16 protein-coding genes and 1 CRISPR repeat array are annotated in these 20,438 nt (G+C 40.7%); of the genes, 9 read left to right on the top strand and 7 right to left on the bottom strand.

Features of this window, described 5'->3' with window-relative positions:
* Position 1: 1 nt before the first annotated feature.
* Positions 2-1,261, bottom strand: coding sequence for an ABC transporter substrate-binding protein (locus tag AZ46_RS17160; RefSeq protein ID WP_051865669.1), 1,260 nt, complete (start codon positions 1,259-1,261; stop codon positions 2-4).
* 232 nt (positions 1,262-1,493) lie between these two features.
* Between AZ46_RS17160 and AZ46_RS17155 the strand changes: the two genes are divergently transcribed.
* From AZ46_RS17155 to AZ46_RS17140, 4 genes are all read left to right on the top strand, one after another.
* On the top strand, positions 1,494-2,441 hold the full coding sequence (locus AZ46_RS17155) for an MTP-1 family protein (RefSeq protein WP_029284877.1): 948 nt from the start codon (positions 1,494-1,496) through the stop codon (positions 2,439-2,441).
* 24 nt (positions 2,442-2,465) lie between these two features.
* Positions 2,466-3,536 (top strand): BtaManbiosPhlase, encoded by a 1,071-nt coding sequence (locus tag AZ46_RS17150; RefSeq protein ID WP_029284875.1) that lies wholly within the window; start codon positions 2,466-2,468, stop codon positions 3,534-3,536.
* Between the two features lie 32 nt (positions 3,537-3,568).
* Complete coding sequence (manA, locus tag AZ46_RS17145) at positions 3,569-4,519, top strand: mannose-6-phosphate isomerase, class I (RefSeq protein ID WP_029284873.1); 951 nt, start codon at positions 3,569-3,571, stop codon at positions 4,517-4,519.
* 197 nt (positions 4,520-4,716) lie between these two features.
* Positions 4,717-5,610: an ROK family protein gene (locus tag AZ46_RS17140; RefSeq protein WP_412768603.1), complete on the top strand. Its 894-nt coding sequence runs from the start codon at positions 4,717-4,719 to the stop codon at positions 5,608-5,610.
* Between the two features lie 125 nt (positions 5,611-5,735).
* Here the strand turns inward: AZ46_RS17140 and AZ46_RS17135 are convergent, their stop codons facing one another.
* Positions 5,736-6,041, bottom strand: coding sequence for a hypothetical protein (locus tag AZ46_RS17135; RefSeq protein WP_051865667.1), 306 nt, complete (start codon positions 6,039-6,041; stop codon positions 5,736-5,738).
* A gap of 77 nt (positions 6,042-6,118) precedes the next feature.
* Between AZ46_RS17135 and AZ46_RS17130 the strand changes: the two genes are divergently transcribed.
* From AZ46_RS17130 to AZ46_RS17120, 3 genes are all read left to right on the top strand, one after another.
* Positions 6,119-7,252 carry a lipase family protein gene (locus tag AZ46_RS17130; protein WP_029284867.1) on the top strand — a complete coding sequence of 378 codons (1,134 nt, stop codon included), beginning with the start codon at positions 6,119-6,121 and terminating at the stop codon, positions 7,250-7,252.
* On the top strand, positions 7,242-7,550 hold the full coding sequence (locus AZ46_RS17125; RefSeq protein WP_029284865.1) for a hypothetical protein: 309 nt from the start codon (positions 7,242-7,244) through the stop codon (positions 7,548-7,550). The genes AZ46_RS17130 and AZ46_RS17125 overlap by 11 nt, the downstream gene beginning before the upstream one ends.
* 374 nt (positions 7,551-7,924) lie before the next feature.
* Positions 7,925-8,260: a CRISPR direct-repeat array (repeat unit 39 nt; unit sequence GTAGAAATACTAATAGCCTCGTTTAGAGGATTAACACAA).
* 371 nt (positions 8,261-8,631) lie between these two features.
* Positions 8,632-9,366 carry a plasmid pRiA4b ORF-3 family protein gene (locus tag AZ46_RS17120; protein WP_029284864.1) on the top strand — a complete coding sequence of 245 codons (735 nt, stop codon included), beginning with the start codon at positions 8,632-8,634 and terminating at the stop codon, positions 9,364-9,366.
* Between the two features lie 2,998 nt (positions 9,367-12,364).
* Here AZ46_RS17120 and AZ46_RS17115 read toward each other — a convergent pair.
* The 3 genes from AZ46_RS17115 to AZ46_RS17105 all read right to left on the bottom strand — a co-directional run bounded on the left by AZ46_RS17115 (position 12,365) and on the right by AZ46_RS17105 (position 14,669).
* A complete protein-coding gene (locus AZ46_RS17115) occupies positions 12,365-12,544 on the bottom strand; it encodes a hypothetical protein (RefSeq protein WP_029284862.1) in 180 nt (59 codons plus the stop codon).
* A 1,297-nt stretch (positions 12,545-13,841) separates the two neighbouring features.
* The gene (locus tag AZ46_RS17110; protein ID WP_029284860.1) at positions 13,842-14,054 is read right to left on the bottom strand and encodes a hypothetical protein; all 213 of its coding nucleotides are present in this window, start codon (positions 14,052-14,054) and stop codon (positions 13,842-13,844) included.
* A 210-nt stretch (positions 14,055-14,264) separates the two neighbouring features.
* Positions 14,265-14,669, bottom strand: coding sequence for a hypothetical protein (locus AZ46_RS17105; RefSeq protein WP_029284858.1), 405 nt, complete (start codon positions 14,667-14,669; stop codon positions 14,265-14,267).
* 88 nt (positions 14,670-14,757) lie between these two features.
* On the opposite strand from AZ46_RS17105, the gene AZ46_RS21090 reads away from it, so the two are divergent.
* Positions 14,758-14,991, top strand: a complete 234-nt coding sequence (locus tag AZ46_RS21090) for a hypothetical protein (protein ID WP_152554768.1) — start codon at positions 14,758-14,760, stop codon at positions 14,989-14,991.
* A gap of 396 nt (positions 14,992-15,387) precedes the next feature.
* Here the strand turns inward: AZ46_RS21090 and AZ46_RS17095 are convergent, their stop codons facing one another.
* Positions 15,388-16,134, bottom strand: coding sequence for a hypothetical protein (locus AZ46_RS17095; protein WP_029284856.1), 747 nt, complete (start codon positions 16,132-16,134; stop codon positions 15,388-15,390).
* 1,230 nt (positions 16,135-17,364) lie between these two features.
* On the opposite strand from AZ46_RS17095, the gene AZ46_RS17090 reads away from it, so the two are divergent.
* Entirely contained in the window at positions 17,365-18,201 is an 837-nt protein-coding gene (locus AZ46_RS17090; protein ID WP_029284854.1) for an NERD domain-containing protein, read from the top strand.
* Positions 18,202-18,393: 192 nt separating this feature from the next.
* On the opposite strand, the gene AZ46_RS21080 is transcribed toward AZ46_RS17090, so the two are convergent.
* The gene (locus AZ46_RS21080) at positions 18,394-20,211 is read right to left on the bottom strand and encodes a cell wall-binding repeat-containing protein (protein WP_051865660.1); all 1,818 of its coding nucleotides are present in this window, start codon (positions 20,209-20,211) and stop codon (positions 18,394-18,396) included.
* Positions 20,212-20,438: the final 227 nt, after the last annotated feature.

Here is a 20,438-nt window from a genome sequence, read left to right as displayed (position 1 = left end):
TTTATTGTCCGACGATCTTTCTGATTTCTTCAGCAGCATCCTTCGCTGCCTGTTCAGGGTCTTTTTTGTTTAATAGAATCGGTTCGTAAAGCTGCAGCCAGATGGCATTGTCGATTTCGTTCTGCTTTGGCTGGTTGTTGAAGCCTCTTGAGATTTCAGAGCCCTTTTTCATTTCTTCCAGGGCATATTCTTTTTCAGGACGTATTTCCGCGACCTTGTCAATTTTTGATTTAACTGGAGGGAGGATCTTCCAATCGTGAACAGCGTTTGTCAAGTCAATGAGTGCGTCTGCCGCTGCCTCCTTGTCCTTTGTTGCACTGGACATCACCGTGTGTGCAATCCAGCTTGACGTAACTTCTTCTGTTCCGACCGGCATTTGCGTCATGCCGATTTCAAACTGGTCGCCAACCTGCTTTTCAAGGTCATCTCCAGCTCCGCCGAAGAACATTGCGACTTTTCCTGTTTTGAACATTTCAGGGCCGCCGGTATTCTGTGCCTGTGTTTTGTTCGGTGTAACCTTGCTTTCATTGATCAACTGATCCATCATCTTGATGCCCTCGATGGATTCAGGAGAATCAATCTTCACTTCTCCATCGGCTGTGATGATTTCTCCGCCGTATGACCAGATCCAGTTTGCCACATTCGGCCAGCCGTCGATGACCGTTCCAAACTGATCAGCTTTGCCGTCACCGTTTGTATCCTTTGTGAGGGCAGAAGCGGCTTTGTCGAAGTCTTCCCACGTCCAGCTTCCATCAGGAAGAGCGACGCCGTTTTCCTCAAACATCTTTTTGTTGTAGTAGAGCATAACCGGCTGGTTGATCCAAGGAAGTCCGAACAGTTTGTCATCAAACTTTCCGATGTTTAAGGCTCCTTCATAATAATCATCGAAATCTACGTCTTTTGCTGCTTCGTCGATTGGTGCGATGACCCCTAAATCAGCGTACATCGGAATGTATTCCTGAGAGAGCCAGAACAAGTCTGGTGCCTGTTTGGCCGAAGCCATCGTTTGAATCTTTTTATAGTAATCTGCGGGAATGCTCTGGATAGACAGTTTATAGCTGTCAGATTCTTTGTTGACCTTGTCAACGACCTCCTGAAACTCCTGAAGCTCAGCAGCTCCTGCCCAGGTCCCCACCTTAAGCTCTACTTTACCGTCTTCTGTTTTTTCTGTTCCTGCTTCACTTGAGCACCCGATCAAGCCGATTGATAGAGCAGCGGCAGCTGATACGGCTGTAAGCTTCTTAAATAACCCCTTTTTCATTTTTCCTCATCCCCCTTTTATTGATAGCGCTGTCATTTGAAGTGACAAAAATAAAATATAACGTTACAAATTATATTTGTCATGATTATTTCATGTTTATTTAGTTGTGTCAATTAGAATTTTCTGAATTGAAAGCGCTTGTAAAAATGCTGTGTGTCTTGTATATTTGGAATAACTTAACGAAATGTTACAGGGTGTTTTTGTAACGTTACAGGAAGTGGAGGTTTTGAAAATGAGTGACCATTTAGAAACAGGGCAAGTGAAAAGATGCAGGGATCTTCTTTCGGACTATCAAGTGGGGAAACAGGCATATCACGCTGAAAAGCTTCATTTTGCTGGAACAGGCAGCAAGGACGTTTACAATATTACCGCTCCTTTTGAAGATGACGGAGAACTTGTAATTGCCGGCAGAGTAGAAAGCAGGGACAGCGAGCATTCGCACGTGTACTTTTTTGTTAATCGAGGCGGTGAATGGGTGATGCGTCCTGGTTCGCCTGTGTATGAGCTTCAGGCTCCTTTTTTTACAAGAATAGGAGGGAACCTGGTTCTTGGAGGAGTAGAAATCTTTCCGCATCCTGAGATTAAAGATGCACTGGGATGGAGAACGGTGTTTTATAAAGGGAGAACGATTTCCTCTCTTGAAAAATTTGCGGTTGGTCCCGACGGCATGAAGGACTTGCGCCTTGTGGAACTGAAAGATCATAGAATCGGAGTCTTTACCCGTCCTCAGGGAGAGAAGGGAGGACGCGGAAAGATCGGCTTTGCGAAGATTGATAGATTAGAAGAATTGACAGTGGGGCTGATTGATGATGTGCCGCTTCTCTCCGGGCAATTCATAGATGACGAATGGGGAGGCGCGAACGAAGTTCACCTCCTATCCAACGGGTTGCTAGGGGTGCTAGGCCATATTGCAAGCTTTGATGAAGAAGGGAATCGTCATTATTATCCGATGACGTTTGTGCTGGATCCTGAAACAGAAGAGTTCACAGACATTCAGCTGATTGCAGTAAGAGATAATTTCCTCCCAGGCGAAGCAAAACGGCCAGACCTCGCAGATGTAGTATTCAGCGGAGGGCTTGTCAGGAATGAAGACGGCACGGCGGAGCTTTATGCAGGAATCAGTGACGCTGAAGCGCAGAAAATTACGATCGACGATCCATTCTTACCATATGAAGCATAACGAATTCAGACAGGAGAGAAAGAAATGAATGTATACCGCTATGAACAAAACCCCCTTATTGCGCCCGAAGATGTGAAACCGTATCACGAGGGGTTTGAAGTAATTGGCGCATTTAATGCAGGGGTCACGACGTACCGTGGTGAAACGATTATGCTTCTGCGTGTGGCGGAACGGCCAATCAGCGCTGATGCCGATTGCGTAAAAGCGCCTGTTTATAATCATGAAACCGGGAGTCTTGATATTCTTGAGTTTTCCTTGAGTGACCCTGCGTATGATTTTTCAGACTCAAGAGTGATTCGCTTAAAAGGGGATGCCCAGTGGGTTTACTTAACCTCCTTGTCTTATTTGAGGATTGCCCGCAGCAAAGACGGCCGCCATTTTACGGTTGATGAAGGAGCGTTTGTGTATCCTGGCGATAAGCTGGAAGCGTTCGGACTTGAGGACGCGCGCATTACTTATTTAGACGGCAGATACTATATTTATTTCACAGCTGTTTCTCCGCTTGGGGCAGGCGAATCCATGGTATCAACGGAAGACTTTGTATCTATTACAAGGCATGGAATGATTTTTGCGCCGGAAAACAAGGATGTCGCCATCTTCCCAGAGAAAATCGGAGGGAAGTATTATGCGCTACACCGGCCGGTTCCAAAAGCGACAGGATCACCTGAAATCTGGCTGGCTGAGTCGGATAACCTGCTTTACTGGGGAAACCATCAGCACCTGTTCGGGCTGCGGGAAGGCAAGTGGGACAACGGACGGATTGGGGGCGGCGCGGTTCCAATCAAGACGGATGAGGGCTGGCTCATCCTTTATCATGGCGCTTCAAAAGAAGACCGGTACTGCATGGGGGCGGCCTTGCTGGATTTGGAAGATCCGTCTAAAGTGATTGGCCGGTCTGAGCTTCCGATTCTCGAACCGGAAGCAGACTATGAAGTCGAAGGCTTTTTCGGGAATGTGGTATTTTCCTGCGGCGCAATTGTAGAAGGAAACACAATCAAAATGTACTACGGAGTAGCGGACACTTCCATGGCATGCGCAGAATTGCAGTTGGATGAGGTGCTTGAATCCGTAACAGGTAAAAAACGAATCTCATAGATTCACAGACTTCATAAGGGGATGTACTGTCAATGAGTCACTCACCGCTTTTTTTAAAGCCGCACTTCCAGGATCGCATCTGGGGCGGAACGGCTTTACGGGATCAATTTAACTACGAAATCGCATCAGAAACCGTCGGCGAATGCTGGGCAATCTCAGGCCATCCAAACGGACAAAGCACCGTTGCCGGCGGCGAACATGCCGGAAAAACACTCGGCGACCTGTGGGACGGTCACCGGGACTTATTCGGGGGAGCAAAAGGAAGCAAGTTTCCTTTGCTGACTAAAATCCTCGACGCCAAAAGCGACCTCTCCGTTCAGGTTCACCCCGACGACGAATATGCTCACGCTAACGAAAACGGTGAGCTCGGCAAAACGGAATGCTGGTACATTATCGACTGCAAAGACGGAGCCGACATGATTTATGGCCACACGGCTTCTTCAAAGGAAGAGCTTGTAAAGATGGCGGAAAACGGAGAGTGGGATTCCCTGCTGCGCCGAGTGAAGATAAAACCTGGCGACTTCTTCTACGTGCCAAGTGGAACCATTCACGCGCTTTGTGAAGGTACTCTTGTGCTTGAAACGCAGCAAAGTTCTGATACAACATATCGTGTCTATGACTATGACCGGACAGATGACAAGGGTGAGAAGCGGGAGCTGCACTTGGAGAAGGCGATTGAGGTGAGCACGGTCCCGCACGTGGACGGACTCGCCGAACAGAAAGTAGAAGAGCGTGATGGCGTGACCATTACTACGTTTGTAAAAGAAAAGTATTTCACGGTGTATAAGTGGGATATTCAAGGGAAAGCAAGTTTCACACAAAAGCACCCGTTTCAGATGTGCAGTGTGATTGATGGAGAAGGAACACTGCACCACGGAGAAGATTCCTCTCCTTTGCGTAAGGGGTATCATTTTATTCTTCCAGCGGGGGTGAAGGAATTTGTGATTGAAGGGGAATGTAGTTTGATTGTTTCGCATGTGTGAGGGGTCAGTCCCGCTGTACGGTGATGCTTTAATGGAAGTGGGGTCAGTCCCGCGCCATGTTAAAGTGTTGATAATAATTGAGAAAACGCAGCTGCTTGGCAGGTGCGTTTTCTCAATTCGTCTTGCTGAAAATACCTTGAGAAAGTAAATTTCAGCATCTATTATGAAATTAGAAACACGATGGGATGGTGGGAGAATTGAATATTGGCGTTGATTTAGGCGGTACAAATATACGGGCAGCTGTCGTAAATGATGCGGGAGCTATTTTAGAAGAGCTAGGCTGTCCCACTAAGGCAGAAAAAGGACCTCAGCATGCGATTGAAAATATGATCAGTATGATAAAAGAGTTAAAGGATAAGCATACGGTAAAAGCAGTCGGAATCGGTGCCCCCGGACCGCTTGATGCAAAAAGGGGAGTTATCATTGAACCTCCCAATCTCCCAGGCTGGCAGAATATTGAGCTGACAAATATGATCCAATCAGAAGTGCAGCTGCCCGTCTATCTTGAAAATGATGCCAATGCAGCAGCGCTTGCTGAAGCCCGGATTGGAGCGGGGAAAGACGCAGAAAGTGTGTTTTATATCACCGTTTCAACAGGGGTTGGCGGCGGGTACGTGTATGGCGGTCGCGTCATCTCCGGTGCCCAGGGAAACTGCGGGGAAATTGGCAACATGATCATTGACCCTCAAGCAGCCGGCGCACCCGGTCTAAACAAGGGAGCATTGGAAGCTCTGGCAAGTGGAACAGCCATTGGAAAGAAAGCAGAAGCCGTCTTTGGACCGGGACATGGAGCGAAAGAAGTCTTCCGGCTCGCAAAAGAAGGCAATCCTGAAGCGGGAGCAATTATTGATGAGGTTCTGACCTATTTGGCAATGGGGATAGCCAATATTGTCCATACTCTTAATCCGGAAGTAATCGTCCTCGGTGGAGGGGTTATGAAATCAAAGGATCTGATGTTGGAGCCGTTAAAAGAAAAAGTTCTGCCTCTGCTTTATCCGAGTTTGAGACCGCATTTAAACATAAAGCTGGCTGTGCTTGATCAGAAGGCTGGAGTTGTTGGGGCAGGGATGGTTGCTGAGCAGTTTAAATGAAACAACAAAAAATCACTGTCTCTTTGGCAGTGATTTTTTTGTTTATGAAATGGAGCAGTAAAGGGCGCCTGTATCACCTCTACCAAAACGCACCTTCCAAAACAACCAGATGAAATAAAGAAGGATTAGTTTTCCTTTGCATCTCCATAACCCTCAACTTCAAAGTCATTGAGATAATTAATCATCACAGAATATTCTTCTGTTTTATCATTTTTTTCATACCCGTTTACAAAAGCCACACCAACATCATCGTTTGTTATTTGGACATCCGTTACGACTAGGTCGATATCCTCTTCGACCAGCATATATTCTTTAGCCACATTGGATGCCATTTTTTTGATCTCTTTCTTTTCCATTCCACCCTCCTTGCCGCAGCCGCTGATAATAGTCACCATAAACAAAAAGCTTATAAAAATCTTTTTTTTAATCATTTGAGCCCCAACCTAATAGCAAATTTTATATAATGAAATTATAACATATTCTGTTAAATAGAGGTGTGATTAGAAAGATGTCTGCTCTAAGCCCTGTGCGCGATCAGCTGTACCATCGCTTGAGCCGCTACGCATATAATGACAAGCTGCTTCCAAATTTTAATATTAAGTTTCAAGACAGTAAGCAGACTTGGACAAGAACTGGTGAAGAAGAGTTTTTGCTTAACGATGAAGATACAGGTTTTAATGCTGTTGTGTATAAAAACAATGAAGATATCGTCATTTCCTTTCGCGGGACAGAAGGGGATCAACTGTTTGGAGATGGCTTCAAAGATATTGTCGTAGATGTTCAATTTGTTGTTGCTAAAGATAAAGTCAACAAGTTTGGACTAGATATTCATACAGCGGGAAGTAAAGTGAATGTTAACTTTCAGAAAAAAAATCAATTCATACAGGCGGAGAACCTTGTAAATGCTGTAAAAGAGAAGTACCCAAATGCCAATATCTCATTAACCGGACATTCATTGGGAGGTGCGCTTGCGTCGTATGCAGCTGCAGTATGTAATGTATCAGCTGTAACGTTTAATTCACCCAGTGTAGTTGGATTACTATCAAAAGAACTGCAAAAAGAGGTTGAAAAAGGGAAATTCGATAAACAAATCGTAAATTACGTGAACCCGAGGGACTCAATTAGTGCCGGCGCATTCAAAGAATATGAGAGACATATTGGTTCCACGTATTATATTGGCACCCTTTTTGAATATGAAAATGCAGAGATAAATCCTTTTTCCCGCTTTTTAGAATCCATATCCGGAAAAAATTATCATGCACTTGATCATTACACGTTCGATGAATACGGAAATATAAACAATTCCACTATTACCAATGTAGTAAGTGGTGAAACAAGCTGGAAATCTCCAAGATTTTATTCTGATTCAATTGCAAGTATAGAGATAACTCCTAGGGACCTTGAAGATGCTTCGGAACGATTGGATGCATACATCAATCGTGTTGATGACTTATGCCAGGATATGAAAAGAACGGCTAATATGTTGGATAACATAAAGAAAACCGAATACGTGGTTGAAGAAGTTATCAATGCTTCTCAGCAGTTCAATGTATGGTTTTCCCAAAAAACCTTAGAGATTAAGCATAACTTGAAAACATCTGCAATTGCATATGTAGAGGCGGATAAATTACATGATAAATAGCTCAGCTGAAAATCTATTAAAAGAACATCGTGATCTAATTGAACTTAAGTCGTCCTTTAACTCGTTCTTGGACAGCGTAAAAGCAGAACAGTCAATCATCAAGAATCTTTTGGAGGAAGTCTATTCCTGGAAGTCAGGAGAGGGCAGAGAAGCGTTCTTGTCTGAATTAGAGGACTATAACTATCAATATTCAATGAAAGTATTACACTTGGAGTCTGCTTATCGGGAAATCGGACAAGCCGAAAAAGAAATACGCAACAGACTCAATGCAGAACTATCGAAAGGGCCTAAGTTTTAGCATGTGTAAAAGACCGGGTTCTCTTTGGGATACTTAATTAAGAAAGAAGTTCTAGAAATGACTTCTGGTGACAAGGAGTGGGTAGCACTCAAATAAAATAGTTGTCGGTACAGTATTTAACTGCCAACCTACAGAAGATGTAATTATATAAAGCAGCTGCAAACCTTGCACGGTCCAAATCGGTCTAAGAAAAAGGGGGACCGTGCATAAGGCTGAAAAAATGATAACGTAAGTTTTAAAGAGAATATTGAAGTAAAATGAAGTTGTGAATATTCCGAACCAAATTTACTCAGTGTTTGACCTTCTCTGAATAAATAGGCGTGGAAAAATAGGTTTTGAAACCCTTGTGGCATAAGGGGTAAGATAGGAGTGCAGTAGAAATACTAATAGCCTCGTTTAGAGGATTAACACTTTATATATTTTTTCGTTTATCACGCCTCAATTAAAGTAGAAATACTAATAGCCTCGTTTAGAGGATTAACACAATTGAGAATTCCATAGCATCGCTGTGTAAAGCAGGTGTAGAAATACTAATAGCCTCGTTTAGAGGATTAACACAAAATGTCGAGTTTTGGATGGCTTCCAGTTGAGCTTCGGTAGAAATACTAATAGCCTCGTTTAGAGGATTAACACAATATTCATAAGATCGCTCCTATTCTTGGTTTGTTTTAGTAGAAATACTAATAGCCTCGTTTAGAGGATTAACACATATTTAGTTACTAGAATTTCCTTGGTTGTTTTTAGTAGAAATACCAATAGCCTCGAAAAAAAATAGCCTCGCATAGAGGATTAAAAGGGAAGCGCGTGGCAGTCTTGATGCTTCCCAAAATTACAAAACATGATTTGTCAACAGCGGCCTATTTTCCCTTGATTTTAGCGGTCTGAAATTTCCTATATCTTAAAATGCAGCTGGCTTAATGCCGGCTTTTTGGTTTGAGCAGAATTTGCGAACTATAGAAGCAAAGACTTTCATATTAAAATGAGGAAGCATCGGGACAGTATCCGTGCTACTATATTTCTAATGAAGAAGCAGCAGAACCGTCCAGCGCTTTTGCTTTTAATAAAAGGAGATTGATTCAAATTGAAATCATACATTGTCCGAATAGAATTAGAAGAGTCCAATCCCTTAATATGGAGAAAAGTCATCATGCCAGCAGGAGCGACATATAAAAGGCTTCATGATATCATCCAGAACGTGACCAATTTTCAGAGTGGCTACCCTAATGAAGGTTATCACCTCTTTGAATTTGACCTGGCTGAGGATAATAAAATTGTCACAGATAATGAAGAAGCTTACCTTGAGCATCAGCATTATAAGAAAAATAAAGCCATGTATGAAGAACGATTAAAATCGGTACAGCTTGAAATGCTGGAATTTGAAAAGAACTATCAGGAAAGATTGAAGATTGAAGTACGTAAACCTACTGGTTTGAAAATCGATGATTACCTGGAGAAGTATAGGGAAATTCGATATGCCTATGATTTTGGTGATGATTGGCATTTCATTGTAAAGCTTGAGCAAATTGTCGATGATTACTATTTTGGTTTTCCGACACTTCTAGATGGAGAAGAGACAGCACCCCCTGAAGATGTAGGCGGGATGCATGGGTTCTATGAATTTCTTGAAGCTTATGGAAATGTGAAGCATCCAGAGCATAAGCACATGAAGGAATGGGCTAAATCATTATATTTCAGGGAATATAATCCTGCTTGGATCAACGAAAGACTCAAAGGGCTTAACTATAAGAAAACTGAGTGGGATAAGATTATCCATGAAAGGTATAAGATCATTGACGATAAGTATCGGAAGAGCTGACGTGGAAGCACCGGGAGGGTTCTCGTGCTTCTTCAAACACTGTCTGAAATCTGAAGTGGGTGGTGTTTGTGTAGAAGCGTGTTTGAGGGATACTTAATTAAGGAAGATGTTCAAGAAACAATCTCTGGTGCCAAGGAGTGTGTAGCATTCAATGATTCATTGAGGATTTATGAGCTTTCAAAAAATTCCTAAAGCAGCTGCAAACCTTGCACGGTCCAAATTGGTCTGAAAAAGGGGGGACCGTGTATGAGGCTGAGAAAAAGATATTGAAAGTAATAAGAAGTATATTGAAGTAAATTAAAGTTGTGAATATTCAGAATTAAATTCCGTCAGTGTTTGACCTTCTCTGATTAAATAGGCGTGCAAAAATAGGTCTTGAAACCCTTGTGGCACAAGGGGTAAGATAGGGGTGCAGTAGAAATACTAATAGCCTCGCTTAGAGGATTAACACTTTTATACTTTGTAAGCATATCCTCGGAATCAGAAGGGTAGAAATACTAATAGCCTCGTTTAGAGGATTAACACTTTTTGTAGTACCTGCCATAATTCCTAACAGATACAATGTAGAAATACTAATAGCCTCGCTTAGAGGATTAACACTTCACAGAATCAAAACTTGTCATCTTAATCAACTTCCTTGTAGAAATACCAAAAATCTCGCTTAGAGGATTAAGGAAGCATATTGCTTTAAATGCAGCTGGCTTGAAGCACCGGAAGCGCTGGGGAGGTTCTAATGCTTCCCAGAATCTCAAAATATGATTTGTAAACAGCGGTCTATTTTCCCCTGATTTTAGCGGTCTGAAATTTCCAATATCTTAAAATGCAGCTGGCTTAATGCCGGCGTTTTTGGTTTGACCAGCATTGGCGCACTATTGAAGCATCGGGATGGTTCTCATGCTTCTTTTTACATTGATGGACTTTTTAAAGTGGAAATTCTCTAGAAGGATTACTGTGAACAAGTCTAAACTGTCCGGAGATCGACGGTGTTATTTGTCTCTAATTTGACGAGTTTACTGTCTGAAATCTGAAGTGCGTGGTGTTTGTGTGAGAAGCGTGTTTGAGACATACTTAATTAAGGATGATGTTTAAGAATAATCTTTGGTGCCAAGGAGTGGGTAGCACTCAATGATTCATCGAGGATTTATGAGCTTTTTAAAAGTTCCTAAAGCAGCTGCAAACCTTGCGCGGTCCAAATCGGTCTGAAAAAAGGGGGGACCGTGTATAAGGCTGAAAAAATGATAATGTAAGTAATGTGAAGGATATTGGGGTAAATTAAAGTTGTGAATATTAAGAATTTAATTTCGTCAGTGTTTGACCTTCTCTGATTAAATAGGTGTGCAAAAATAGGTCTTGAAACCCTTGTGGCACAAGGGGTAAGATAGGGGTGCAGTAGAAATACCAATAGCCTCGTTTAGAGGATTAACACATCCACTTTTCAGGTTTTTCTGTGCGATCGAACAATGTAGAAATACCAATAGCCTCGTTTAGAGGATTAACACACCATCATATCACTGATATCCTGCTCAGTTACCTCCCTAAGTAGAAATACCAATAGCCTCGTTTAGAGGATTAACATATTTTCCATGATTTGTCAACCTGGTCTATTTTCCCTTGATTTTAATGGTTTGAAATTTCCAATATCTTAAAATGCAGCTGGCTTAGCCGGCTTTTTTGTTTGACCAGCATTGGCGCACTCTTTGGAAGCGCCGGGACGGTTCTAATGCTTCCCGGAATCTCAAAATATGATTTGTCAACAGCGGTCTATTTTCCCCTGATTTTAGCGGTCTGAAATTTCCAATATCTTAAAATGCAGCTGGCTTAATGCCGGCTGTTTGGTTTGACCAGCATTGGCGCACTCTTGAAGCATCGGGATGGTTCTCATGCTTCTTTTTACATCTGATGGACTTGTTAAAGAGGAAATTCTTTAGAAGGATTACTGTGAATACAACTCTAAACTGTCCGGAGATAAGTGTTATTTGTCCCTAATTTGACGAGTTTACTGTCTGAAATCTGAAATGCGTGGTGTTTGTGTGAGAAGCGTGTTTAGACATACTTAATATAGGGTGATGTTCAAGAAACGATCTCTGGTGCCAAGGAGTGGGTGGCACTCAATTACTCATTGAGGATTTATGAGCTTTCTAAAAGTTCCTAAAGCAGCTGCAAACCTTGCACGGTCTAAATTGATCCGAAAAAAGGGGGACCGTGCATAAGGCCGAAAAAAAGATAATGTAAGTAATGTCAAGGATATCGGGTAAATTAAAGTTGTGAATATCCAGAATTAAATTCTTTCGGTGGTTGACCTTCTCTGATTAAATAGGTGTGCAAAATTAGGTCTTGAAACCCTTGTGGCACAAGGGGTAAGATAGGGTTGCAGTAGAAATACTAATAGCCTCGTTTAGAGGATTAACACATTTTTTTCCTCCATCTTAAATCCCGCCTTTTTAGTAGTTGAAATACCAATAGCCTCGTTTAGAGGATTAACAAATGGTGGCAGATTTAATTGCTTCTTTTGCTTCACCGGAAGCACCTGGACGGTTCTCGTGCTTCTTTTTGCATTATATCTGTTAATACCAGTCTAAACTATCCGGAAATTGACGGTATAATCTGTCCGGAAATTGACGAATTTACTGCTCAAAGTTGAAGGAGAAGCAGCCTTTTGTAACTCAATGGGACGGTGTAAATGTAGATACGTCTAATGGAAATGGGGCAGTTAACTACGATGTTGAAGGGTCAGCGGACGTTAAAGCGCAGGGAAGAGGAAACAATTAATTATCAGTGATAAATGATAAAGGCGCTGCAAAAGTAAACTGAACTTTTGGGGCGCTTTTTTTGATGCGTTTGGAAGATTTTCATGTTTCGTTAACATTCAATAAAATCGTTATAAAGGAGATAATGAAAGTTTCGTTTTCATGATAATTCATAAACTTCTCGACGACGAATTAAAGGAGAATTATGGTTTCAGCAAGAAAAAAAACAGGCTCAGCCTGTTTTGGGAGGGTTAGTTTTCTTTTGCATCTCCATAACCCTCAACTTCAAAGTCATTGAGATAATTGATCATCACAGAATACTCTTCTGTTTTATCATTTTTTTCATATCCGTTTACAAAAGCCACACCAACATCATCGTTAGTTATTTGGACGTCCGTAACGACTAGGTTGATATCCTCTTCGAACAGCATATTCTTTGGGAAGCACCGGGACGGTTCTCATGCTTCTTTTTACATCTGATGGACTTGTTAAAGAGGAAATTCTTTAGAAGGATTACTGTGAATACAAGTCTAAACTGTCCGGAGATTGACGGTGTTATTCGTCCTAAATTTGACGAGTTTACTGTCTGAAATCTGAAATGCGTGGTGTTTGTGTGAGAAGCGTGTTTGAGGGATACTTATTTAAGGAAGATGTTCAAGAAACGATCTCTGGTGCCAAGGAGTGTGTAGCACTCAATGATTCATTGAGGATTTATGAGCTTTCAAAAAGTTTCTAAAGCAGCTGCAAACCTTGCACGGTCCAAATCGGTCTGAAAAAAGGGGGGGAGCGTGTATGAGGCTGAAAAAAGATATTGAAAGTAATAAGAAGTATATTGAAGTAAAACAAAGTTGTGAATATTCAGAATTAAATTTTGTCGGTATTTGACCTTCTCTGATTAAATAGGCGTGTAAAAATAGGTCTTGAAACCCTTGTGGCACAAGGGGTAAGATAGGGGTGCAGTAGAAATACTAATAGCCTCGTGTAGAGGATTAACACAATTTAAAGTTAACCTTGCTAAGCAGCTCCGGTATACCGTAGAAACACTAATAGCCTCGTTTAGAGGATTAACACATACCGAGTTCTTGCACAATGTGGAACGCGTTGTGGTTGTAGAAATACTAATAGCCTCGCATAGAGGATTAACACATGTACGTTTTGTACAGCTTGAATCTCTTTTGCTTCCTCGTAGAAATATTAAAACCTCGCTTAGAGGATTGGGAAGCGCCGGGACGGTTCTCGTGTTTCTTTTTGCATTATCTGTTAATACCAGTCTAAACTGTCCGAAATTTACCGGTGAAATCCGTCCTAAAAAAATTGACGAGTTTACTGCTCAAAGTTGAAGGAGAAGCAACCTTTTGTAACTCAATGGGATGGTGTAAATGTAGATACGTCTAATGGAAATGGGGCTGTAAACAACGGTGTTCAAGGGTCAGCAGATGGTAATAATATGCCATCTCCGATAACGGAAGGTAAAGCAAAGCACAGTGAAGAGCAAAACGATTAATTATCAGTGATAAATGATAAAGGCGCTCCAAAAGTAAACTGAACTTTTGGGGCGCTTTTTTTGATGCGTTTGGAAGATTTTCATGTTCCGTTAACATTCAATAAAATGGTTATAAAGGAGATAATGAAAGTTTCGCTTTTCTGATATTCATAAACTTCTCGACGAATTAAAGGAGAATTCTGTTTTCAGCAAGAAAAAAACAGGCTCAGCCTGTTTTGGGAGGGTTAGTTTCCTTTTGCATTTCCATAACCCTCAACTTCAAAGTCATTGTGATAATTAATCATGACAGAATACTCTTCTGTTTTATCATTTTTTTCATACCCGTTTACAAAAGCCACACCAACATCATCGTTAGTTATTTGGACGTCCGTAACGACTAGGTTGATATCCTCTTCGAACAGAATATATTCTTTGCCAAATTGGATGCCAGTTTTCAATCTCTTTCTTTTCCAATCCCCCCTCCTTGCTGCACCCGCTGCTTCCTGGGAATAAAGAGATCTGTAGCAGTTGATCTTCCGCTAGTAGACATAAAATCGGCGGATTTATATCCGGGTGATGGTTCTGGGGGAATTAAAAGAGCTCGCTTTTTTATTAGATTAAGTAATGCATTGAAGAAAGGCAGGAATTCCTCCTGCCTTTATGTATTTCTAAACATACTTGTTCACTTCATGCCAAATTTCTGCGGAGTTTGGCAATGGGAATTTTAATAACGTTTGGTTAAATGGTCTGGCAAAGGAGGGATCCGCTTTCTTAATAATAGAAAGGATTTTTCCATAAGAAATATCGCTAATGTACTCATAAAATTCATTTAGTCCCATATAGTACTCAGCGTTCTCTTCTCCGTTGTCCGGCTTCATCTTTAAGTTTCCATCGGCCTTTCCACTTGCAATGATCCCTCGATCATTACTATACAATAGGACGATATCTCCTTTTCGTATTTGCGTGATTTCATTTTTAGTGGCGCGATAAGCTGAACACTTTTGTTCTTCTAGCATTTCCAATTCATAGCGCTTATTCGTAGATTTGTTAGTATTGATAATAATAAGATTCATTTGGTCACACTCCCTACATTTCTATTTTAAAACAACTAAGCAACAAAAAGGAATTATTCTCCAAGAAGGAAGTGAAAGCGTTTCGCTCGTGATGAAACGTTTAGGCATCAGCTACGCTAAATACTACAACTGGAAATACAGAACGAGCGGGCACCTCTTCCAGGACCGTTTTAAGAGCGAAAACATTGAAAACAGTCACTACCTCCTTACTGCCACAAGATACATCCACCAAAACCCTGTTAAGGCAGGAATAGTCCGTTTCCCCTCAGAGTGGAAATGGAGCAGCTGTTCCGGCTATGATGGCTTGCCTGCATACCCGTAGGAGCTCCTTGATTCTTACTTCGTACTAAACATGTTTTCTAAAGATCTGTCTACAGCCCGGATACGATTTAAAGAATTCAACGAACAGAAAAATAACGATCAGTGCCTGGAAGATGAAGACGCCAGCAGAAAAAGGCTGCCGGATGACGAGGCAAGAGCGGAAATCATAAAATGTCTCGGGAACATGGAGATCCCGCATGTGAAAAGTCTGCAAAGAGAACAAAGAAATGAAATTCTGCGAAAAGTTAAAACAATCAGCGGGTTGTCCCAGAGACAGGCTGCAAGGATATTGGGGATTTCGCCTAATTTGGTGTTTAAGGCTTTAGGGGGAAGGGAGCGGGAGAAGCGTCCCGCTGCTTAATGTGGGAGTTTTCAATTAGGAAATTCATAAATTTTCCTAGGCATCAATTAATTTCTTCTCTCGATTATTTGCAATCAGGTAACATATTAAGCAAGTGACTAGAAATGGAATGAAGAAGGCTGTAACAGCTAAATGGACAAAAGGTACAGTATCTTTATGTGCAAATACTTGTGTAATCTCCTCATTTTCAAACATTTGAGTAACAAAATCTAAAGCTAATATATCGACTGATATATATATACCCACAAGTAATACAGTCAAAAATGCTCCTACGTATTTCATTGTACTTTTAAAAGTCGTGGCATTAGCGTAAAGAGCCATATATAGCCAGGCGATAGGAAATGAGAGAAATGGAATCCACCACTCTGTATTACTCAGAAATTGCTCAGCAGCTGATCCGAGAATCAAGGGAACGATTAGTAGCCACAGGAATGAGGCCTTTTTATCCTTTTTTGCAACACGTGTAAATTCCAAGAGAAACAAAGCTCCCATAGGATAAATAATAAATTCAGCTATAGCATGTGAAAAAGGAACCCATTTTAATAAAGTTAATGATACTAAAAAAGTAATTATGCATATACCGATTAACCTTCTGATTGAGTTCTCATGACTAACATTTATCCAAACGAATAGACAACCAAGTATGATTAAAAATGGTTCAGATAGTACGTTTAAGGAAGAAAACTGTTGTGAGAGTAATACAACTATGATGAATAACCCTAAAATTACTGCAAATAATTGTTTGTCAAAACTCATGTTTCTAAAGCGATAGAAATTTTCCAAATTCAAATTACCTCCTTCTTATTAGGAAATTTTCACTAACCAATATATGCTTGGCCCGCTATTTAATGATTAATTAAAGGGAAATAGTTACAGGAAGCGCCGGGACGGTTCTCATGCTTCTTTTTACATCTGATGGACTTGTTAAAAAGGAAATTTTCTAGAAGGATTACTGTTAATACAAGTCTAAACTGTCCGGAGATCGACGGTGTTATTTGTCCCAAATTTGACTAATTTATTGTCTAAAATCTGATGCACTTAGTATTTGTGTGAGAAGCGTGTTTGAGGCATACTTAATTAAGAAAGCTGTTCATAAATAAATTTTGGTGCCAAGAAAGTGGGTAACACTCAATGATTCATTGAGGATTTATGAGCTTCTGAAAGTTACTAATCAAATAAAATAGTTGTAGGTACAGAATTTAACTACCGACCTAGAGAAGATGAAGCAGCTGCAAAACTTGCACGGTCTAAATTGATCCGAAAAAAGGGGGGACCGTGCATAAGGTCGAAAAAATGATAATGTAAGTAATGTGAAGGATATTGGGGTAAATTAAAGTTGTGAATATTCGGAATTTAATTTCGTCACTGTTTGACTTTCTCTGATTAAATAGGTGTGCAAAAATAGGTCTTGAAACCCTTGTGGCACAAGGGGTAAGATAGGGGTGCAGTAGAAATACTAATAGCCTCGTTTAGAGGATTAACACATCCACTCTATCCAGTACCATTGTCACACGAGGTTTTTTAGTAGAAATACTAATAGCCTCGTTTAGAGGATTAACACAATCCGCCAAACAGATTGCACCTTCTTTATGCTCAGGTAGAAATACTAATAGCCTCGTTTAGAGGATTCGGAAGCACCGGGACGGTTCTAATGCTCCCAAAAATTGTTTATCGTAAATTGAATAATAGAAGAAAAACGACTAATTAGGCTCATCTCAATTCAAGGAGGTGGGTCATTTTTTTTGTTTTGAAAGGAAGAGGGGAGGGAAGCACCGAGACGGTTCTCGTGCTTATTTTTATGTTAATAGGATGTAAAAAAACAGTGTAAAATCAAATTAAGCAAAAACTGTTAAGTTTATTCTAGCGTGTGCACCGTTACCTCGATGGTGGTGGGCTCTTTTCTATGGAAACATTTCTACAAAATTAATTGCTTAAATACAAAACCTACTAAACTTAATGGTAAAATTATGAAGGTGAATGGTCAAAAATAAAAATCAGGAAGGAGTGTTTAGCATGAAAAAAGAGATAACTATAATACTAGCCATCATCATTCTCTTACCTATAGTCTTTTTCTTAGAACCCGCTGTATTTGCTCTCTTACTTGTAGCTGGAATTGTTATGTTGAAACTTCGGTATCCAGTAATTAAAGGTGCCTTAGGTGAATGGTATGTTAATAAAACATTAAGTAAACTAGGCACGAATTATAAAATTTACCATGATCTTTATGTCCCTAACGGGGAAGGTGGAACTACTCAGGTGGACCATATAGTTACTTCACCATACGGAATCTTTGTAATTGAAACGAAGCATTATCAAGGATGGATATTTGGTAAAGAAAATCAGAGATATTGGACACAGACAATCTATAAACGAAAAGAAAAATTGTTCAATCCAATCTGGCAAAATTATGGTCATGTACAAGCAATCAAAAAATACATAGCTAAAGAAGACTTTGAGTTTATATATTCTATTATTGCCTTCTCTCAATCCTCTACTTTAAAATTTAAAGAAGATTTTACATCAGCTAGGGTTATCCAATTTCCGCAATTAATAAAAGTTATCAAGGAGTGGAATGTTCAAAGGGTCAATTCTTCTGAGTTAAAAGAAATCAATAGAGCTCTTGAAGGTCTAATCATTACAGATAATAGACAGAAGAAGCAGGTTAAGAAAAAGCATGTAGCAGATATAAAAAGTAACCGTAAAGAAAAGGTGCGAAAAGAAAAAGAAGTCAGTCAACACAATCTCTGTCCAAAATGTGGTGGTGAGTTGTCTATGAAGAAAGGGAAGTACGGGGCTTTTTATGGGTGTAGTACTTTTCCGAAATGTAGATATACAAAAAAGGTTTCTTAGTGCAAGCATTGGAAGCACCGGGACGGTTCTCGTGCTTCTTTTTAAGTTAAATAGCCTTTAAGGACAAGGAAGAAATAAACTCATTAATTCTTCTTACCACTATGTATTTTTATTTTCCTTATAAAAAAAAGCCGGTAAAAAACTCACCGGCTGTTATCTCTTCAAATATGGTCGTGCCCGAATCTTTCCTCTTTACTTAGCAATCCCCGCAACTTCTTCTGCGGTATTCAATACTCCTTCATCGCCTAAAAATGTAAAATGCGAGAATCCTCTGTTCCGAATCAATCTCTCCGTTGCAACTGGAATCTCATCTTTTTTAGTAAATAGAATAACGCTGTCTCGCTTCCCTGCAAGCGCAGCACCTGCTAATGCGTCAGGAAAGTCTTTTCCTGTTGCTACAAATACGTCGTGGTGACCCATGTTAAAGGTTTTTATAAATTGTTCTGCCGTTTCATAGCGGGTTTCCCCTTTTATGCGTACGGTATCCGCTTTAATGGAGCTCTCAATTTTGTCAGCAACAGCATCATCACTTCCCAGGATAATGACCTTTTCCATTTTATTAAGATGACTTAATGTTAAAGCAGAGATTTCCGTGGGATTCGTAAGATAGATTGGTATTCCTTGCTTAGATGCGTAAGGAGCTGCAGCTAATGCATCTGCGAATTCTTTTCCCGTAGTCAGAATCGCTGTTTTCTTGTCAGAAGCTAAATAGTCAGCTATGTTTGCTGCTGTTTGGTATCGGTCCTTTCCTTCTATCCTTGTTGTTTTCAGGCCTAGGTCTTTCAGTTCATCCTCTGCTTGAGCTGGGACAGCACTGTTGCTTCCCAGGATGATGACTTTTTTTGCGCCCAATCTTTTGATTTCGGCTTTCGTATCTGGATTTAGCTCTGTTTTTGTGGCGGATGTTAATAAAATGGGTGCATCATACTTGCCGGATAACGGCACACCTGCTAATGCATCTGGAAATTGATCACCTCTAGCCAAAATGACAGTGTCCGCACCTTCCCTCCAGCCGTCCTGAGAGATGGCAACAGCAGTCAAAGAGCGGGTTTCTCCAGCCAGTTTATCTGTAATTGGTTTAAGGTAAGGGGAACCGATGAAGCCGGTTTTTCCTTTTAACGGACCATCGAGGACCTTTACTTTAAAGCGGACCCAGTGTCTTTTAGGACCGAAGTCTTTCTCGTTTACATAATGTGTCCCATCTGTGATTTCGACAAGCGTGTTTGCAGCAATCTTAGTAGAAAACTCTCCTGCCGCTCCGGAATAAAAATTTGCTTCTTTCAAAAGAACGGCAAGAGAATCTTGCGTCAAATTCAAGCCGGAATGAGTGAAAGGTTTGCTGTAGTCGGTGTATTGCAGCTTCTTGAATTTGATAATTTCACCCGTATGAGCCCCGTAATCGAAATACTCGGGTTTGAATGAAAGCTCGCTGAGTGATTTTTCTCTGTTGTAACTGAATTCTTTTATATAATCAAATACGATATATTGATAAGCTGCTTTATTGATAGCACCACTTTTATCTATCGGGCTGTTTTTTGAAACTACACCGTTGTACGCCATAACAGCAAAGTACCAGTTCTCAATAATATCTCTGTCCATCGTGTTGATTTGAGGTAAGCTGCTTTGAAGCCATTTGCTCTCCAGAATTTGCAGACCTGCATCGACGTTGTAGCAGACATTGGTTTGGAGAAGATTCCGGTCCAGCGTCCTCCCGTTAACCGTGTTATCGGTTACCTGCATGAGCCCTAAACCATCTGGCTTTCCGTCGTTATTATCATCATGGGTATAGGACTGATCCCAGTCTTTGTTTTCTCTAAGTGCGATGGCTTTCACAACTTCAGGGGGAATATCGTATTTTTTCGCCTTTTCCGTCAGTAACTCGTTTACTTCCAGTAAATTTTTATGATCAACAGAACATGGGTAACTTCCTGCAGCTTCCGTTGAGTGGGTGAACATGGATAATGACAAGCCTAAAATGATCGCACATGATCCAGTTTTTAATCGTTTCATGAATTTCCTCCTATTATGGAATACTCTACCATTATAGCAGGAAAATAGGCATGATTTACTAGCTTAATAGGAAATATATTGAATCTTTCAAATTCACCCAACCTGGCTTTCCAGCAAAAACTGTTCGACAAAATCTTAAAGCATTTTGTCATATTAGCAGGAATATGGTAAATTAATTAAGAAATCTTGTAACTGTTTTCTTATCTGGATTTAAAAACTTATAGAGC

This window comes from Metabacillus indicus LMG 22858 (assembly GCF_000708755.2).
GTDB classification, from domain to species: domain Bacteria; phylum Bacillota; class Bacilli; order Bacillales; family Bacillaceae; genus Bacillus_P; species Bacillus_P indicus.
Note: the sequence above shows the minus strand (reverse complement) of the source record. Positions and strands in the feature narration are given on the sequence as shown.

Coding starts and splice junctions, on each gene's coding strand:
- AZ46_RS17115 (WP_029284862.1), bottom strand. CDS start 12,544: ATGCTGTTCGAAGAGGATATCAACCTAGTCGTTACGGACGTCCAAATA.
- manA (WP_029284873.1), top strand. CDS start 3,569: ATGAGTCACTCACCGCTTTTTTTAAAGCCGCACTTCCAGGATCGCATC.
- AZ46_RS17130 (WP_029284867.1), top strand. CDS start 6,119: ATGTCTGCTCTAAGCCCTGTGCGCGATCAGCTGTACCATCGCTTGAGC.
- AZ46_RS17155 (WP_029284877.1), top strand. CDS start 1,494: ATGAGTGACCATTTAGAAACAGGGCAAGTGAAAAGATGCAGGGATCTT.
- AZ46_RS17135 (WP_051865667.1), bottom strand. CDS start 6,041: ATGATTAAAAAAAAGATTTTTATAAGCTTTTTGTTTATGGTGACTATT.
- AZ46_RS21080 (WP_051865660.1), bottom strand. CDS start 20,211: ATGAAACGATTAAAAACTGGATCATGTGCGATCATTTTAGGCTTGTCA.
- AZ46_RS17105 (WP_029284858.1), bottom strand. CDS start 14,669: ATGAATCTTATTATTATCAATACTAACAAATCTACGAATAAGCGCTAT.
- AZ46_RS17090 (WP_029284854.1), top strand. CDS start 17,365: ATGAAAAAAGAGATAACTATAATACTAGCCATCATCATTCTCTTACCT.
- AZ46_RS17160 (WP_051865669.1), bottom strand. CDS start 1,261: ATGAAAAAGGGGTTATTTAAGAAGCTTACAGCCGTATCAGCTGCCGCT.
- AZ46_RS17125 (WP_029284865.1), top strand. CDS start 7,242: ATGATAAATAGCTCAGCTGAAAATCTATTAAAAGAACATCGTGATCTA.
- AZ46_RS17150 (WP_029284875.1), top strand. CDS start 2,466: ATGAATGTATACCGCTATGAACAAAACCCCCTTATTGCGCCCGAAGAT.